This is a genomic window from Rhizobium sp. SL42, assembly GCF_021729845.1.
GTDB lineage: Bacteria > Pseudomonadota > Alphaproteobacteria > Rhizobiales > Rhizobiaceae > Allorhizobium.
This window is the reverse complement of record NZ_CP063398.1, coordinates 354,581-371,433: the sequence shown is the minus strand read 5'-3', so window position 1 is coordinate 371,433 and position 16,853 is coordinate 354,581. Positions and strand designations below refer to the sequence as shown.

14 protein-coding genes and 1 riboswitch are annotated in these 16,853 nt (G+C 59.3%); of the genes, 9 read left to right on the top strand and 5 right to left on the bottom strand.

The window, feature by feature from the left end; genetic code table 11:
* Positions 1–63 precede the first annotated feature (63 nt).
* Positions 64–1,122: a LacI family DNA-binding transcriptional regulator gene (locus IM739_RS20685; RefSeq protein WP_237371688.1), complete on the bottom strand. Its 1,059-nt coding sequence runs from the start codon at positions 1,120–1,122 to the stop codon at positions 64–66.
* Between the two features lie 327 nt (positions 1,123–1,449).
* On the opposite strand from IM739_RS20685, the gene IM739_RS20680 reads away from it, so the two are divergent.
* The 9 genes from IM739_RS20680 to IM739_RS20640 all read left to right on the top strand — a co-directional run bounded on the left by IM739_RS20680 (position 1,450) and on the right by IM739_RS20640 (position 12,388).
* On the top strand, positions 1,450–2,700 hold the full coding sequence (locus tag IM739_RS20680) for an ABC transporter substrate-binding protein (protein ID WP_237371687.1): 1,251 nt from the start codon (positions 1,450–1,452) through the stop codon (positions 2,698–2,700).
* A 184-nt stretch (positions 2,701–2,884) separates the two neighbouring features.
* A complete protein-coding gene (locus tag IM739_RS20675) occupies positions 2,885–3,763 on the top strand; it encodes a carbohydrate ABC transporter permease (RefSeq protein ID WP_237371686.1) in 879 nt (292 codons plus the stop codon).
* Positions 3,763–4,647 (top strand): carbohydrate ABC transporter permease, encoded by an 885-nt coding sequence (locus IM739_RS20670; protein WP_237371685.1) that lies wholly within the window; start codon positions 3,763–3,765, stop codon positions 4,645–4,647. Before IM739_RS20675 ends, IM739_RS20670 begins: the two co-directional genes overlap by 1 nt.
* A 4-nt stretch (positions 4,648–4,651) precedes the next feature.
* Complete coding sequence (locus IM739_RS20665; RefSeq protein WP_237371684.1) at positions 4,652–5,767, top strand: ABC transporter ATP-binding protein; 1,116 nt, start codon at positions 4,652–4,654, stop codon at positions 5,765–5,767.
* A gap of 20 nt (positions 5,768–5,787) precedes the next feature.
* Positions 5,788–7,296: an FAD-dependent oxidoreductase gene (locus tag IM739_RS20660; protein ID WP_237371683.1), complete on the top strand. Its 1,509-nt coding sequence runs from the start codon at positions 5,788–5,790 to the stop codon at positions 7,294–7,296.
* Positions 7,293–8,072 carry a 3-ketoacyl-ACP reductase gene (locus IM739_RS20655; RefSeq protein ID WP_237371682.1) on the top strand — a complete coding sequence of 260 codons (780 nt, stop codon included), beginning with the start codon at positions 7,293–7,295 and terminating at the stop codon, positions 8,070–8,072. Before IM739_RS20660 ends, IM739_RS20655 begins: the two co-directional genes overlap by 4 nt.
* 14 nt (positions 8,073–8,086) lie before the next feature.
* Positions 8,087–9,742: a GMC family oxidoreductase gene (locus IM739_RS20650; RefSeq protein WP_237371681.1), complete on the top strand. Its 1,656-nt coding sequence runs from the start codon at positions 8,087–8,089 to the stop codon at positions 9,740–9,742.
* Between the two features lie 133 nt (positions 9,743–9,875).
* On the top strand, positions 9,876–11,135 hold the full coding sequence (locus IM739_RS20645; RefSeq protein ID WP_237371680.1) for a glycerate kinase type-2 family protein: 1,260 nt from the start codon (positions 9,876–9,878) through the stop codon (positions 11,133–11,135).
* Between the two features lie 149 nt (positions 11,136–11,284).
* The gene (locus tag IM739_RS20640) at positions 11,285–12,388 is read left to right on the top strand and encodes an RHE_PE00001 family protein (RefSeq protein ID WP_237371679.1); all 1,104 of its coding nucleotides are present in this window, start codon (positions 11,285–11,287) and stop codon (positions 12,386–12,388) included.
* 117 nt (positions 12,389–12,505) lie between these two features.
* Here the strand turns inward: IM739_RS20640 and ribB are convergent, their stop codons facing one another.
* The 4 genes from ribB to IM739_RS20620 form a co-directional block, all read right to left on the bottom strand.
* Positions 12,506–13,150 carry a 3,4-dihydroxy-2-butanone-4-phosphate synthase gene (gene ribB, locus IM739_RS20635; protein WP_237371678.1) on the bottom strand — a complete coding sequence of 215 codons (645 nt, stop codon included), beginning with the start codon at positions 13,148–13,150 and terminating at the stop codon, positions 12,506–12,508.
* A gap of 130 nt (positions 13,151–13,280) precedes the next feature.
* A riboswitch (FMN riboswitch) is annotated at positions 13,281–13,427 on the bottom strand.
* Positions 13,428–13,558: 131 nt separating this feature from the next.
* Positions 13,559–15,031 carry an FGGY family carbohydrate kinase gene (locus IM739_RS20630; RefSeq protein ID WP_237371677.1) on the bottom strand — a complete coding sequence of 491 codons (1,473 nt, stop codon included), beginning with the start codon at positions 15,029–15,031 and terminating at the stop codon, positions 13,559–13,561.
* Positions 15,028–15,990, bottom strand: a complete 963-nt coding sequence (locus IM739_RS20625; protein ID WP_237371676.1) for a transketolase family protein — start codon at positions 15,988–15,990, stop codon at positions 15,028–15,030. The genes IM739_RS20630 and IM739_RS20625 overlap by 4 nt, the downstream gene beginning before the upstream one ends.
* A complete protein-coding gene (locus tag IM739_RS20620; protein WP_237371675.1) occupies positions 15,990–16,817 on the bottom strand; it encodes a transketolase in 828 nt (275 codons plus the stop codon). Before IM739_RS20620 ends, IM739_RS20625 begins: the two co-directional genes overlap by 1 nt.
* Positions 16,818–16,853 lie beyond the last annotated feature (36 nt).

Genomic DNA, 16,853 nt, shown 5'->3' with positions numbered 1-16,853 from the left:
GCGTTTTCGGGAGGATCGGCCATGGCCGGAGCATCAGTGCGAAATCGATGGGCAGCGGCCGGATTAATGGCCGGACGTGGCAAAGCCGATCTGCGGCGGCATCAGCAATTGCATGTCCGTCGAATTCGGGTCGGCGATACGACGGATCAGAAGTCGGCCGAGTTGTTCGCCTGCGGCCGTAAGATCCTCGTAGATGGTCTCGACGCCGGGTTGGATATCGGACAACAGTCGCGAGGTTTGTTTCGCGACCATGTCATAGTGCTTGCCAAGCGCCCAGCCGGACTCGTTGAGCCCGGTGATCGCCGCCATGGCAGAGACTTCGCCGGGACAGATCAGCCCATCCGGGCCGTCGGGCTGTTGAGCCCGGGCGCGAAAATGGTCGCGCACGTCTCCGGCTGCAGAATCGAGCGTGATGGTGTCAGGAAGTTCATAGGCGATGCCCGCCTCGCGGACCGCGGTCATGAACCCATGCAGCATATGCTGGCTGAAGGTCAGGCGGCGGGAAGGCAGGATGATCGTGAGCTTTTGCCGTCCCTTTGCGATCAGACGGCGCGCCGCCTCATAGGCGAACGCATAGTTGTCGTAGTCGACATAGGGATGCGGCGTGGAAAACTCCGTGCGGCCGTGGCTGACAAAGGGAAAGTTGTTTTCCAGCAGCAGGCGCACACGGGTGTCGAGTTGTTCCGTGCGGGTGAATATCAGACCGTCGGCGAGATTGTTGCGAACGATGTAGTCGACCGCCTCGACATTCGACGTGTCGAGAAAATTGGGCATGACGATCAGATGATAGGCCGTGCCTTGCAGGGCCTTCGTCAGGCCGTACAGCAGGGATGTGCCAAAGCCGAGGATTTCCTCATGCGGATCAAGCAGGACGCTGATAACATTGGTGCGGCCCGTCTTCAGGCGTTGCGCTGCCCTGTCTGGCGAATAACCCACGCTGACGGCCACTTCACGCACCCTCTTTCGAGTGTCGTGATTGATGAGCGGGTCGTCGGAAAGAGCCCGCGAAATGGTGGTGACTGCCAGGCCGGTAAGCTCGGCAATGGTTCGAAGCGTCGGCCGGCCGGACCTTTTTCCGGTCGTCGGCTGCCTGTTGGTCGGGAAGATTTTTTCTTTCGGCACGCGGGTACTGCTTTTCGGATGAAATTCGATGTGACGATAGCGCGAGACCCGTGCTCGGACAATGCGTCTTGCATAGAATTTAAAACGTTTCCAATTCTTCACGCCTCGTCGGCTGTTAGACGCGAATTTGCTGCATTGCGGCAAACTAATCATGATCTGAAGTGATTTCGGGGCCAATTGGAGATCTTGACTCTGTGCAATTTGTAACGTTTTAAATTGGTTGGCGGCACATTGCCGTGGGAGGAGTTGCCGACTGTCTTTATCGACGGTTGGCTTGGGAAAGCGGGGAATTGTCCCGCGATGTTGACTTGCAAACGGGAGGATACGATGCGCAAGTTTTTGATGACGACAGCAGCGATGGCATTGGCACTGGGCGTGACGCAGGGAGTGGCGCGTGCAGCCGAAGGCGTGGAGGTTCTGCACTGGTGGACATCGGGCGGCGAAGCTGCGGCCCTCGACGTTCTGAAAAAGGATCTTGAGGGCAAGGGTATCGGCTGGACCGACATGCCGGTCGCCGGCGGCGGCGGCACCGAGGCAATGACAGTCCTGCGCGCCCGTGTCACGGCCGGCAATGCACCGACCGCCGTGCAGATGCTCGGCTTCGACATTCTCGATTGGGCCAAGGAGGGCGCGCTCGGCAATCTCGATGACATTGCGGCCAAGGAAGGTTGGGACAAGGTCATCCCGACCGCACTCCAGCAGTTCTCTAAGTATGACGGTCACTGGATTGCAGCGCCGGTCAACGTTCACTCGACCAACTGGGTCTGGATCAACAAGGCGGCTCTCGACAAAGCCGGCGGCAAGGAGCCTGCCAACTGGGATGAGCTTGTAGCACTTCTCGACAAGTTCAAGGAGCAGGGCATTACTCCGGTCGCCCATGGTGGCCAGCCCTGGCAGGATGCAACGATTTTCGATGCCGTCGTGCTCTCGCTAGGCAACGACTTTTACAAGCAGGCTTTCATCGATCTCGACCCTGCGGCGCTGGGTGGCGACAAGATGAAGGAAGCCTTTGATCGCATGACGAAGCTGCGGTCCTACGTCGATGACAATTTCTCTGGCCGCGACTGGAACCTTGCATCCGCCATGGTGATCGAGAACAAGGCCGGCCTGCAGTTCATGGGCGATTGGGCAAAGGGTGAGTTCATCAAGGCGAACAAGAAGCCGGGCACCGATTTCGTCTGCATGCGCTTCCCGGGCACCCAGGGTTCTGTAACCTTTAATTCTGACCAGTTCGCCATGTTCAAGGTTGCGGAAGCCAAGATTCCGTCGCAGCTTGAAATGGCAACCGCCATCGAAAGCCCGGCGTTCCAGTCGGCGTTCAATGTGGTCAAGGGTTCAGCCCCGGCGCGCACGGACGTGTCTGACGAAGCGTTTGATGATTGCGGCAAGAAGGCGATCAAGGACCTTGCCGAAGCGAATACGGCCGGCACGCTCTATGGTTCCATGGCCCATGGTCATGCAAATCCGGCATCGGTGAAGAATGCGATCTACGACGTCGTGACCCGGCAGTTCAATGGCGAGCTTTCTTCCGACGATGCCGTCAAGGAGCTCGTCTCGGCCGTCGAGGCCGCGAAGTAAGCAGGCACGCAAGCGCTGTGGGGGGCACGTCCTCCCACAGAGGCTGCCGATATCAAAATTCCGAGTGAAGCGATGGTGCCGGCAAGATATGCCGCGGCAGCGGTTGCGGCTACCTTGAAATCCGCGCCTGGCGGATCGGGCGCAAGCGGTTTCACTGCAAGACACAACAAGGATGGATTGAGCGATGCAAGGTCGTGACAGACTTCAGGAGTTTTTGCCCAAGCTTGTGCTGGCGCCGAGCTTCGTTGTCATCGTTATTTTTGTTTATGGCTTCATCGCCTATACGGGTTTCCTGTCACTGACGGACAGCAAGATGCTGCCGTCTTACAATTTTGTCGGCTTCAGCAATTATTCCAAGCTCTGGGCCTTGCCCCACTGGTGGCGATCGATTTCGAACTTGGCGATCTTTGCCTCGCTCTACATTCTGATCTGCTCGGTGCTGGGTCTGTTCCTGGCAATCCTGCTAGACCAGAAGATCAGGGGCGAGGGCTTTTTGCGGCCCATCTACCTCTACCCGATGGCGCTGTCCTTCATCGTCACCGGCACGGCGTGGAAATGGTTCCTCGATCCCGGCATCGGGCTGCAAAATACCATGCACATCTGGGGCTGGGAGAGCTTTTCCTTCACCTGGATCAAGGACAACACGATGGCGATCTATTGCGTCGTCATCGCTGCCGTCTGGCAATCATCCGGCTTTGTCATGGCGATGTTTCTCGCCGGCCTGCGTGGCGTTGACAACGAGATGATCAAGGCGGCCCAGATGGATGGCGCCTCGACCTTCACCATCTATCGTCGGATCATCATACCGCTGATGCGTCCGGTCTTCCTGTCGGCCTTTGTCGTGCTCGCCCATCTGGCGATCAAGGCCTATGACCTTGTCATCGCCCTGACAGGCGGTGGCCCTGGACAGGCAACGCAACTGCCGGCGACCTTCATGTATTCCTATACCTTTACCCGAAACCAGATGGGCATCGGTGCATCGTCTGCGATCATCATGATGATCATGATCTTCTCGATCATCATTCCCTATCTTTATTCGGAAGTTCGCGGAGGTAAACGCTGATGAGCGGCGCGGCAAATCCCCAGAATGCGATCTCGCATGGCCTGCTCACCAGAGCGTTGATCTACAGCGCACTGATCATCTTCGCCATCTATTATCTCCTGCCGCTCTACATCATGGTGGTCAATTCACTGAAGCCGCTAGAAGAGATCCGCCAGGGTGGCATGCTCAACCTGCCCGAGATCTGGACAATGGAACCCTGGAAACAGGCCTGGTCGGCTGCCCAGATCGGCGTCTCGCCGACCGGTCTCAAACCCTACTTCATCAACTCGATCCTGATGGTCATCCCAGCCGTTGCGATTTCGACGATCGTCGGCGCGCTCAACGGTTACGTGCTGACCAAATGGCAGTTCCGCGGTTCGAACATCTTCTTCGGCATGCTGCTATTGTCCTGTTTCATCCCGTTCCAGATCGTCCTGATCCCGATGGCGCGCATTCTTGGCATATTCGGCCTGGCCGGTTCCATCTGGGGATTGATCCTTGTCCATGTCATCTACGGCCTCGGTTTCACCACGCTCTATTTCCGCAACTACTATGAAGCATTTCCGACCGAACTGGTGCGTGCCGCACAGATCGACGGTGCCAGCTTCTTCCAGATCTTTCGGCGCATCCTGCTGCCGTCGTCCGCGCCGATCATCGTCGTCTCGGTAATCTGGCAATTCACCAATATCTGGAACGACTTCCTGTTCGGTGCTTCGTTTTCGGGCGCGGGTTCGACACCGATGACGGTGGCTCTCAACAATCTCGTTTCCTCGTCCACGGGCGTCAAGGAATACAACGTGCATTTTGCGGGTGCGATCCTCGCCGCCCTGCCAACCCTGATCGTCTACATCGTCTCCGGTCGCTATTTCGTACGCGGCCTGATGTCCGGTGCTGTGAAAGGATAAGATCATGTCATTTCTGAAAATATCCCATCTGCGTAAGTCCTATGGCGCGCTGGAGATTCTGAAGGACATCAATATAGAAATCGAAGAAGGTGGCTTCCTGGTGCTTGTAGGCCCCTCCGGTTGCGGCAAGTCTACCCTCCTGAACACCATTGCCGGGCTTGAACCGATCAGTTCGGGCGAGATTGCCATCAATGGGCGCAATGTCGCAGATCTGCCCCCATCGCAGCGTGACATTGCCATGGTCTTCCAGTCCTATGCGCTCTATCCGAACATGACCGTGGCCGGAAATATCGCCTTTGGCATGGAAATCCGCAAAGTGCCGAAGGAGGAACGCGAAAAGGCGATCCGGGAAGTCTCCGATATTCTCCAGATCGGCCACCTTCTCGATCGCAAGCCAAGTCAGCTTTCGGGTGGCCAGCGCCAGCGCGTTGCCATGGGCCGCGCTCTTGTGCGCAACCCGCAGGTCTTCCTCTTCGATGAACCGCTCTCGAACCTCGACGCCAAGCTGCGCGTCGACATGCGCACCGAAATCAAGCGTCTGCACCAGCGGCTGAAGACGACCATCGTCTACGTAACCCATGACCAGATCGAGGCGATGACGCTTGCGACAAAGATCGCGGTGCTGAAAGACGGCGTGCTGCAGCAATTCGGCTCGCCGGCCGAGATCTACAACAATCCGGCCAATATGTTTGTCGCCGATTTCATGGGGTCGCCGGCCATGAACCTCCTGGCCTGTACGCTGGAAAAGGACGCGGCCGGTCTTTCGGTTTCGCTTGCCCGCCCCCATGGCGATCCGATCCGGCTTCCGGTCGCCAACGGACGTGAACAGCTCGAGGCTCATGCCGGCCGCCAGATCGTCTTCGGTATCCGGCCCGAAGCCCTGACTGACCCCGATGGTGCCGATCGCAACGCCAAGGCGGTGGCGGAAGGCGAATGCCTGATTGAAGTGGTGGAGCCGGCTGGCTCCGACACGTTTGCCGTTACCAAGCTCGGCGGCAAGGAAGTGGTCGCCCGCCTTCGCGCCGACGCCCGCATCCATGCCGGCCAGACGGCACGGCTTGCGTTCAATCTCGACAAGGCTGTCTTCTTCGATCCGAAGACACAGCTGCGGATCGCGTGATCGAGGGCAGGAGAATTGAAATGACAAAGTCACCTGACATCGTGATCATTGGCTCCGGCATTGGCGGCGCAACAATTGCGGCCGGATTGGCTGCGACCGGGGCGGACATCCTGATCCTGGAGGCCGGCGATCATCTGGCCGATCGGCCGGAAAACCGCGACCAGCGTGCGATTTTCCAGCGGGGTCATTTTCGCCCAAAGGAGATGTGGTACGAACACGGTGGTTCGGCATTCAATCCAGGCAACTACTACTATGTCGGAGGCAATTCAAAGTTCTATGGGGCCGTTCTGGTGCGCTACCGGCGAGAAGATTTCGTCGAAATGCAGCACCGCGAAGGCGTTTCGCCCGCTTGGCCCTTTGCCTATGAGGAACTCGAACCTTGGTACAGTCGCGCCGAACAGCTGTTTCAGGTGCGCGGCGTCGAAGGACAGGATCCGACGGAGCCTTTTCATTCCGAGCCATATGCATTTTCCTCTGTGCCTGACGAGCCCGCAATAGCCGATGTCCGGTCTCGCCTCAAGGCGGCCGGCATGCACCCTTTCTCACTGCCACTGGCGATCGACATCGACAAATGGTTGAACAAGGCCCGCACGCCGTGGGACGCCCATCCCAATTGCAACGACGGCAAGCTGGATGCGGAAACTGCGCCATTGGCGAAGGCCTTGCAACATGCAAATGTCAGGCTCCTGACCAATTCGCCGGTGGTCCGGCTTGAGGCCGCAGCCGATGGAAATACCATCCAGACCGTGCACTACCTGCAGCAAGGCGAGGCAAAGTCGGTCTCGCCGAAACTCGTGATCCTGGCGGCAGGCGCCGTGCAGTCCGCGGTGCTACTTTTGCGTTCGGCAGATGCGCGTTTTCCGCAAGGCCTGGCCAATAGTTCCGATCAGGTCGGCCGCAATTTCATGAACCACAATTCCAGTGCCGTGCTGGCGATTTCGCCGTCTTTCCGCAACGATTCCATCTATCAGAAGACGTTCGGGTTCAACGATTTCTATCTTTCCGACGGAAATGGTGGTCCGCCACTGGGCAATATCCAGTTGCTGGGCCGTATTTCAGGCGCCATCCTCAAGGCAAATCTGCCGCTGGTGCCCGAATGGCTGCTCAACCGCATCTCGGCACATGCGGTCGATTTCTACGCGATGAGCGAGGACATTCCTCATCCGGAAAGCCGCGTCATGGTGGATGGCGACCGTATCATTTTGAAATGGCACCGAACCAATTGGGATGCGCATCTCGATCTCGTCAGTAAGCTGAAGCAGGTGCTGAAAGCGGCAGGCTTTCCCGTGGTGCTGTCGCGTCCATTCGACAAGCGCACGCCGTCACATCAATGCGGCACGGTGCGTATCGGCAACGATCCGGCAACCGCACCGCTGGATCCCTATTGCCGTGCCTTCGACCACGCCAACCTGTTCGTGGTGGATGCGAGTTGCCTGCCGACATCGGCGGCTGTCAATCCGGCACTGACCGTGGCCGCGCAGGCGTTGCGCGTCGCTGATCACATTGCGTCCAGGGATTTGGCATCATGACAGATCAAACGATCAGACCCGTTGCGATTGTCACCGGCGGACGGCGCGGCATCGGACTTGGCATCGCCACGGCGCTGGCGAGGACAGGCCATGACATAGTGATCACCGGCATCGGTGATGCGGTGTCCGTGCAGGAGACGCTGTCATTTCTCCGCTCACAAGGTGGCGATGCGCTCTACCTTCATGCCGACCTGTCTGACGTCCAGAGACATGAAGGCACGGTCAAGGCGATATTGGAACGCTTCGGCAGGATCGACTGCCTGGTCAACAATGCCGGCATCGCGTCGGTGGTGCGTGGCGACTTCCTGGAGCTTGAGCCTGAAAACTTTGACACGATCATCGACACCAATCTCAAGGGTACCGTGTTTTTCACTCAGGCGGTGGTGAAGGCGATGCTGATCCCCAGCGAGCCCTCGCATGCACGATCGATCATCAATATCACCTCGGTGTCGGCGCAATCGAGCTCTCCCGAACGGCTCGACTATTGCATCACCAAGGCCGGCCTTGCCGCCTTCTCGCAGGGCCTCGCGCTGCGCCTTGCGGAAACCGGGATCGCTGTGTTTGAGGTGCGCCCCGGTATCATCCGTACCGACATGACCGCGGCCGTCACCTCGAAATATGACAACCTGATTGCCAATGGCCTGGTTCCGATGCGGCGCTGGGGGCAGGCCGAGGATATCGGCGACATCTGCGCGGCGCTGGCATCTGGCAGTTTCGCATTCGCAACCGGCAGCGTGATCGACGCCGATGGCGGGCTTTCCATCCCGCGTTTGTAAAAGGACGGAACTAGATGCGTTTTGACTATATCATTACAGGCGCCGGGCCGGCGGGTTGCGTGCTCGCCAATCGGCTGAGCGAAGATCCGGACGTCAATGTGCTGCTGCTGGAGGCCGGGGGAGGTGATTGGAACCCGCTGTTCCACATGCCGGCAGGCTTTGCCAAGATGACCAAGGGTGTGGCCAGCTGGGGCTGGCAGACCGTTCCGCAGAAACATATGAAAGGCCGGGTGCTCAGATATACGCAGGCAAAGGTGATCGGCGGCGGGTCCTCGATCAATGCCCAGCTTTATACGCGGGGCAATGCTGCAGACTATGATCTGTGGGCAAGTGAAGATGGCTGCGAAGGCTGGGACTACCGGTCGATTTTGCCATACTACAAGCGCGCCGAAGACAATCAGCGGTTTGCGGATGACTACCACGCCTATGGTGGTCCGCTTGGCGTATCCATGCCGGTCTCGGCCCTTCCGATTTGCGATGCCTATATCCGGGCCGGCCAGGAACTTGGTATTCCATATAATCATGACTTCAATGGTAACCAGCAGGCTGGCGTCGGGTTCTATCAGTTGACCCAACGCAATCGTCGTCGATCGTCCGCCTCATTGGCCTATCTTTCACCGATCCGGGATCGCAAGAACCTGACGATCCGCACCGGCGCAAGAGTTGCACGGATCGTACTTGAGGCCACGCGTGCGGTCGGTGTGGAGATCTCCACGTCCAGCGGGTTGGAGTTTGTGCGTGCCGAGCGTGAAGTCCTGGTTACCTCCGGGGCGATCGGTTCGCCGAAACTCCTGCTGCAATCGGGTATCGGTCCTGCCGATCATCTTCGCTCGGTCGGCGTCGACGTCAAACATGATCTCGCCGGCGTTGGCGGCAACCTGCAGGATCACCTCGACCTTTTCGTCATTGCCGAATGCACCGGCGACCATACTTATGACGGCGTCGCGAAGCTGCACCGTACCCTCTGGGCAGGTCTCGAATACCTGCTGTTCAGGTCCGGCCCGGTCGCGTCGTCGCTCTTTGAGACCGGAGGCTTCTGGTATGCCGATCCACAGGCGCGTTCACCCGATATCCAGTTTCATCTCGGGCTGGGTTCAGGCATCGAGGCGGGCGTTGAGAAGCTCAGGAATGCCGGCGTCACGCTGAATTCGGCCTATCTTCATCCGCGCTCGCGCGGCACCGTCAGGCTTTCGTCCGCAGATCCCTCGGCAGCGCCCCTGATAGATCCGAACTACTGGTCCGATCCGCATGACCGGGCCATGTCGCTCGAGGGTTTGCGCATTGCCCGTGAAATCTTCCAGCAGTCTGCCCTGAAACCATTCATCGAGGCAGAGCGCCTGCCGGGTCCCAAGGTCCAGACGGAGGCAGAGCTGTTCGACTACGGCTGTGCGAATGCCAAGACGGACCATCATCCGGTCGGAACCTGCAAGATGGGCAGGGGGGCGGACGCGGTTGTCGGGCTCGATTTGAGGGTGCACGGACTTGATGGACTACGCGTCTGCGACAGTTCGGTCATGCCGCGCGTGCCTTCGTGCAATACCAATGCTCCCACCATCATGGTCGGAGAGAAGGCGTCAGACATGATCCGCGATCTGCCTGCCTTGCCACGTACGATCTTTTCCCATGAACGCAACGACACGCGCCCGCGGGCACGCGCCGATGCGCGCTGATCGAACTGCGTTGACAATGGTCAGCCATTGCACCTTGATCAGTGTCGTTGAGCCGATGCAGGGGCAAACGCGGCGGCAACCGGCAGGACTGGCGGTTGGTTTGCAGATGATGAAACGATAGAAGGAGATTGAGATGTCGATCGACGGGCGGTCCTTTCTCACCTCCCTTTTCCAGGCGGCGGTCTTGGCTGCTGATCCTTATGACGCCATCGTGCGGCATCTGCCGCAAAAGCCGAAGGGACGCACGATCGTGATCGGTGCAGGCAAGGCTGCCGGAAAGATGGCAGCGGCGTTCGAGCGCGCCTGGGACGGTCCGTTCGAGGGCCTCGTGGTTGATCGTCACGGTCCTCTGGAACCCTGTCGACAGACGAGGATCCTGCAGGCGGCGCATCCGGTGCCCGACGCTGCAGGACTACAAGCTGCGCAAGCGCTCATGGATCACGTCGAGGGACTGACCAGGAACGATCTTGTCATTGCGTTGATCTCTGGTGGAGGCTCGGCACTTCTGCCCGCGCCACCGCAGGGATTTCAACTCGCCGATGAAATCAGGCTGAATGAAGCGCTGCTTGCGTCCGGGGCGCCGATTTCGGCAATGAACGTGCTTCGCAAGCATTTTTCCCGGATCAAGGGAGGCCGACTGGCCGTGCGCGCTTATCCGGCAAAAGTCGTCAGTCTGATCGTCTCGGATGTGCCGGGTGATCATCCGGCATTGGTCGCATCCGGCCCAACCGTGCCCGATGCCTCCAATGCCGCAGAGGCTCTGCGGCTGATCCGCGACTATCGCATCGATCTGCCCCAGGCTGTCATCGATGCCATCGGACGGGAGACGGCTCCCGACCCTTCGGACGAGGTATTTCGCGGCAATGAGGTGCATGTGATCGCATCCGCGCGCGTTTCCTTGATCGCAGCTGCGGAAAAGGCCCGTTCCCTGGGTGCGCAGCCCTTGATCCTGTCGGATTGCATCGAAGGAGAAGCAAAGGATATCGGACGGATGCATGCCGCGCTGGTGCGCGAGTTTGCGCAGAACGCTTCATTTTCCAAGCCGCTCGTCCTCCTGTCAGGTGGCGAGACCACGGTGACCATTGGCCATGGAAAGCATGGCAAGGGTGGACGCAATTCCGAGTGCCTCCTGTCCGCGGCCATGGATCTGCAGGGGCTGGCAAAGGTGACCGGTCTGGCCGCAGATACGGACGGAATCGATGGTTCGGAAAACAACGCTGGTGCCTTTTGCGACGGTACGACCGCAGACAGGATCAGGGCTGCAGGTGCCGATGCCCGCAGTTATCTTGCAGATCATGACGCATGGTCTGCCTTCGACCTGATCGGCGATCTGTTCATACCTGGTCCGACAGGCACCAATGTCAATGACTTCAGAGCGTTCCTCATCCAGTGAGTGTCGCGATTATTCATGTCGGATCGGCTGATCACGAACCTTGCGTCTGTTTGTCGGCAAGGCCGCCAGGCTATCATGGTCTAAGACGGCAGGAATGAAACGAAACCGCCATCTCGCTTTCGTTGCGCGAGTCACCTACGATCGGCTCCATGCGATACGATCTTGCCAAGCTGCCGATTGCGACCCTGTTTGCACCTGTCTGTTCCGCAACTGCGGCATTGACCCGTCTTGACGAGCGCATCGCCCGTTCCGCCTTGCGCGATGGTTGGATTGCACGATCGCATTTCGGCGATGCCGTGGCATCGCTATGGGTCGATGGCGAACTGGTCCATCTCGAAGATCTGGTTTTGCACGATGCCGGCATGGGTGTACGTGCGCCGACACATGAATTGACCATTGCCCATGATGTGTTGCGAACCCGCCGCCGGATTCTCGCCAATGAACCCGCATGGGCACTCGGCAATGATGGCGTGCTTCGGGGGCGCATGGCTGACACCCCTGCGGTGGCTGGCATGGCAACCACCGCCGGGTCGCATGATGGATTGGACGAGGATCATGACGATGAAGACGAAGACGATGCGCTGACGAAGCAACTTGCTGAAATGGATGCTGTTCTTGCCCGAAGTGACGCATTGTTGTCCGGTGTGAAAGAGCCGATGCGCGTGACCGGACGCGATCGCAATGCGTTCGTCTACGAGCCGGATTGGGATGAGGACGGCCGCTTGGACGAATGGCGGTGCGTCTTGACGGAAACAGAGGATTTGCCACCAGTATTGCGTGCCGCTCTGTTGCTCGATGCGTGGGGCCAGTTGCAGGTTTTGCAGCATGCGCCCTGGCTCGGCCGGATGTTGGCGGGCGCGCTGTTGCGCGAGACCGGTACCTGCATGTCGCATCTGGTCGCAGTCAATCTTGGCTTGAAGCAGGTGCAACGGGAACGGCGTTCGAGCCGTGATCGCGATACCCGGTTGCTGGCATTTGTCGATGCCTTCAAGGTGGCTGCTGAATCTGGGCTGAAGGAACATGACCGGCTGCTCCTCGCCCGCCAACAGATGCAACATCGGCTCGCCGGCCGGAGAACCTCTTCGAAGCTGCCGCAACTGATCGATCTCGTGCTCGCCCGACCCATGGTGTCGGCCGGCATGATTGCCGAAGAACTGGACGTCACGCCGCAGGGTGCGCTGAAGATCGCCGCCGCCCTCAGCCTGCGTGAGCTGACGGGCCGAGGACGGTTTCGTGCCTGGGGCGTGCTGTAGTGCCGCCTGTCCGTAGCGGGTCACATGGGTGAACTGCTGCTGCCATCCCGCCCAGACCTGATGAAACTCGGTTCGACCCGATGTTTCCCATGCCTGGGGGAATGCAGCAGTCGGATGTTATGCTGCCACCTCAAGCAGGCTTGAGGCGCTAGAGCCGGACGCCTTCAGGTAAGCGATCAGATCCTCGATTGTGACGAGATGCAGGTTGTGCTGCTCGGCAAATATTTCGAGATCCGGTAGCCTTGCCATGGTGCCATCATCCTTGGCGATTTCGCAAATTACGCCCGATTCTGCCTTGCCTGCCAGACGGCAGAGATCGATCGCCGCTTCGGTGTGGCCAGGTCGTCCAAGCACACCTTTCGGATTGGCGCGGAGCGGGAAAATGTGGCCGGGGCGTGCAAATTCCTCGGGCTTTGCAGCGGGATCGATCAGCGCCTTGATCGTCGCAGCCCGGTCGGCTGCCGAAATCCCGGTCGATGTCGTCGGCAAATGGTCGACCGAGACGGTAAAGGCGGTCTTCAGCGATTCTGTGTTGTGGGGCACCATCAATGGGATTTCCAGCGCGTCCAACCGCTCGCCCTGCATGGAAACACAAATCAGGCCGCGTGCCTTGTTCATCATGAAGGCGATTTTTTCAGCTGTTGCGTCTTCGGACGCAAAAACGATGTCACCTTCATTCTCGCGATCCTGGTCGTCCACGACAATCACCATTTCCCCGCGGGTAATGGCTGCAATTGCATCTTCAATTTTAGAGATAGTCATTCATCGGTCTTTCAAGGGTTGAGCCGGAGATCCGGCTGTCTGTTGTGCCGGACATGTCTTCACATGCCGACGAAACTTCCCTTGGGCGAACAAACACAGCTCAACCGTCCTCGCGGACGGGCGGCCGTTGCCTTGCTCTCTTCCATCCGGACTATACCGTCGGCCCCGGCATCGCACCGGATCTGCTGACCTTCCGAGGTTGTCGGAAGCGCTTGCGGGCTCCGGGATTTCTCCCGATACCGCCGGTGGGGAATTACACCCCGCCCTGAGAACAGTAAAAGAGTGGGGCAAGCGCTTTCGAATTGCAAGAGCACGGGGCGCCGTAGATGTGCTAATTTGCGCCGCAGCAACGAACACACTGTTGCATGTTCACCCGTTTTTCTTGCACTTTCGATCGCAGACGGCGTTCTAGGCCTGCGCAGTTGCGCGAGCGATCGCCTCTGTCCACCGCCGCTTGATGTCGTCGCGTGTGCAGCTTTCCAGCCGTCCTGGCATGAAACGCTGTGTCTCGGCGGGTCCGGCCGCATTCGCCGCGTTGCCAAGTGACTGCAGCGCCATCCTGGCCACGCCGATGGCGCCGACCTCCGCCTGGTGGCCGCGCGACACTGGCCGGTCGAGGATGTCAGATTGCAGTTGCATCAGGAAGCTGTTCGCGGATGCGCCACCGTCGGCCAGCAATCCCGTCAGGGGCGACCCCATATCCTTTTCCATGGCGAAGAACACGTCGGCAATCTGAAGTGTAATTGCCTCGAACGTGGCGTGGGCCAGATGTGCGGGTTGCGTAGCCAGTGTCATGCCGGAAATCGTGCCGGTGGCACTATCGTTCCAGTGCGGAGCGCCAAGGCCAGCCAATGCGGGAATGAAGGTGACCCCGGCTGAATCTTCAACTGTTTGCGCGAGTGCGGACAGGGCCTGCGCGTCGGCGAGCCCAAGCATTTTTGCGACAAATGCGGCTGCCTGGGCCGACACAGTGATGTTGCCTTCCAGTGCATAGGCCGTTCCGTTGCGGTCGCTCCAGGCGATCGTGCTTGATAGGCCGTGGCCAGACATGATGCGTTTGGATGTCAACGTCATCAGTGAGGAACCTGTGCCATAGGTCGCCTTGACCAAGCCCGGTTTCCGCACATCATGGCCATAGAGCGCGGCATGGCTGTCGCCCATCATGGCAACGATCGGAATGCCCGCGCCAAGTGAGGTTGTGCCGTCTGCCGTGTAGCCAAACAGGCTATCCGACGGTCTTGGCGCAGGCAAAGCCGAGACTGGAACGCCAAACAGGTCGCAGAGAGCGTCATCCCAGGTGAGGCTGGCGGTGTTGAACAACTGGGTCCGCGACGCATTGGAGTGATCGGTGGCGAAGGTCTGACCGCCGGTCAGTCTATAGAGCAGCCACGAATCCACGGTCCCGGCTCGCAATTGTCCGCCGGCGGCCAGGGATTTTGCTCCCGCGATATTCTCCATGACCCAAGCAAGTTTGGACGCAGGAAAAAGTGCGTTGATGGAAAGGCCGGTCGACTTGGTAACGGCCGGGTTTGCGCCATCCCTCATCAGTTGCGCGCAGGCGGCTGCCGTACGTCGGCATTGCCAAAGTATTGCCGGCGCAATCGGCTGCCCTGTTGTCGAATCCCAGACGACCAGCGTTTCACGCTGGTTCGCGATCCCGATGCCATCAATATCAATCGATACGGCACTGCGGATTTCGGCAATCACCGTCTGGACGCTAACCCAGATGTCGTCGGCCGACTGCTCGGCCCAGCTGGGGCGCGGGTAGTGGGATTTCAACGGCGCGTATGCTTTGGCGAGCACGGTGCCTGAAGCATCGACAAGCATGGCTTTGGTATTGGTCGTGCCCTGGTCGATAGCGATGACATGACCTGTGCTCATGGGCGTTTGCGACCGATTGCCGTGTTGGCCGCTTTGATGATGCCGGGAACCGTGAGGCCGAAATGCTCGAAAAGCCACTCGACCGAGCCCGTCGGCACGAAACCGGGAAAGCCCATACGCTCGACCGGAACTGGCAGGTTGCCGGCGGTAAATTCAGCGACCGCACCACCGAGGCCGCCGTGAATGTTGGCCTCCTCGATGGTGACGATCGCCCCCGTTTCGCTGGCCGCCGCCGCCACGGCTGCCTCGTCGAGCGGGTTGATGGTGGCCATGTTAAGCACACGTGCCGAAATGCCGTCGGCCGTAAGGGCCAAAGCCGCCTTGGCAGCCAGATGAACCATGGTGCCGCAGGCAATCAGCGTCACATCGCGTCCCTGATGGACGAGTTCGGCCCGTCTGGGCTGGAATTTGCGATCGGCAATATCGAGGTTTGGCACCGGCATGCGGCTCAAACGCAGGTAAACAGGGCCTTCGTGGCTGGCCGCCCATTTCACCACCTCTGCAGTCTCCCATGGATCGGAGGGAACCACCACGGTGATTGCGCCGAGCGGGCGAAGCCAGGCGAAATCCTCGATCGAATGGTGCGTTGGTCCAAGTTCGCCATAGGCAACGCCGGAGGATTGCCCAACCAGCTTGACGTTGAAATTGGCATAGGCGATGTCGGCCTTGATCTGCTCCAGCGCCCGGCCGGTCAGAAAGCAGGATGCGGCCGAGACGAAGGGGATACGGCCGCCATTGGCCAGCCCCGCGCTGACGCCCACCATGTTCTGTTCCGCGATGCCGACATTGATCAGCCGTTCGGGAAACCTTTTCTGGAAACCGCCGAGCTTCGATGAGCCGACGGAATCGTTGACCACGGCGACAATTCGGGGATCCGCCTCAGCCAAGGCCTCGAGTGTTTGCGCCCAGGCGTCGCGGCAGTCGAAATAACCGTCCTGTTTTGCAGCGGGGGCAGCCATTATACCAATTCCTTCATTGCGATATCGAATTGCTCGGCATTCGGCACGCCATGATGCCACGATGCCTTGTTTTCCATGAACGATACACCCTTGCCCTTGATCGTATCGGCGATCACGCAGAGCGGTTTGGACCGGGCGCCCGGTGCGGCACCCAGCACATTGAGCAAGGCTTGCACGTCATGACCGTCAACGATCTCGACGTGCCAGCCAAAGGCGCGGAACTTGTCGTCCAGCGGATCGAGCCCGTTGGTCTCTTCGGTTCCCATGCCTTGCTGCAGACGATTGCGATCGACGATCAGCGTAAGATTGGAAAGTTTGCGATTGCCGGCACTCATCGCGGCTTCCCAGTTCGAGCCTTCCTGCAGTTCGCCATCGCCGGTGAGAACGAAGGTGCGATATTCGCTCTTCGCCAACTGGCCGGCGATCGCAATGCCGAGTGCGACCGGCATGCCATGGCCAAGGGGGCCGGTATTGGTCTCGACGCCGGGAAGGTAATTGCGGTTCGGATGGCCATTCAACCGGGACGACGGCTGCATATATGTCGACAGCCAGTCTTCCGGGTAGTAACCGGCCGCGCAGAGGGCCGTATATAGGGCGCCGGTTGCATGTCCTTTTGACATGATGAAACGGTCGCGTTCTGCCAATTCCGGCTTTTTCGCATCGTAACGCAACACGCCGAAATAGAGCGTGGCGATGATGTCGATGGCTGAAAAGTCGCCGCCGGGATGGCCCAGCTGGGCATCGAACACCATCCGAAACGCCCTGCGGCGCATCCAGAGTGCCTTGTCCCGAATTGTTGCGACAGTGTCGTTGTTCAGCATGGTCATAAGCCTTTCAGTCCCAATTCTGCCTGCCTCCGTCGG

Excerpts from the sequence above, each read along its gene's own strand:
- IM739_RS20680 (WP_237371687.1), top strand. The coding sequence starts at position 1,450 with ATGCGCAAGTTTTTGATGACGACAGCAGCGATGGCATTGGCACTGGGC.
- IM739_RS20675 (WP_237371686.1), top strand. The coding sequence starts at position 2,885 with ATGCAAGGTCGTGACAGACTTCAGGAGTTTTTGCCCAAGCTTGTGCTG.
- IM739_RS20670 (WP_237371685.1), top strand. The coding sequence starts at position 3,763 with ATGAGCGGCGCGGCAAATCCCCAGAATGCGATCTCGCATGGCCTGCTC.
- IM739_RS20665 (WP_237371684.1), top strand. The coding sequence starts at position 4,652 with ATGTCATTTCTGAAAATATCCCATCTGCGTAAGTCCTATGGCGCGCTG.
- IM739_RS20660 (WP_237371683.1), top strand. The coding sequence starts at position 5,788 with ATGACAAAGTCACCTGACATCGTGATCATTGGCTCCGGCATTGGCGGC.
- IM739_RS20655 (WP_237371682.1), top strand. The coding sequence starts at position 7,293 with ATGACAGATCAAACGATCAGACCCGTTGCGATTGTCACCGGCGGACGG.
- IM739_RS20650 (WP_237371681.1), top strand. The coding sequence starts at position 8,087 with ATGCGTTTTGACTATATCATTACAGGCGCCGGGCCGGCGGGTTGCGTG.
- IM739_RS20645 (WP_237371680.1), top strand. The coding sequence starts at position 9,876 with ATGTCGATCGACGGGCGGTCCTTTCTCACCTCCCTTTTCCAGGCGGCG.
- IM739_RS20640 (WP_237371679.1), top strand. The coding sequence starts at position 11,285 with ATGCGATACGATCTTGCCAAGCTGCCGATTGCGACCCTGTTTGCACCT.
- ribB (WP_237371678.1), bottom strand. The coding sequence starts at position 13,150 with ATGACTATCTCTAAAATTGAAGATGCAATTGCAGCCATTACCCGCGGG.
- IM739_RS20630 (WP_237371677.1), bottom strand. The coding sequence starts at position 15,031 with ATGAGCACAGGTCATGTCATCGCTATCGACCAGGGCACGACCAATACC.
- IM739_RS20625 (WP_237371676.1), bottom strand. The coding sequence starts at position 15,990 with ATGGCTGCCCCCGCTGCAAAACAGGACGGTTATTTCGACTGCCGCGAC.
- IM739_RS20620 (WP_237371675.1), bottom strand. The coding sequence starts at position 16,817 with ATGACCATGCTGAACAACGACACTGTCGCAACAATTCGGGACAAGGCA.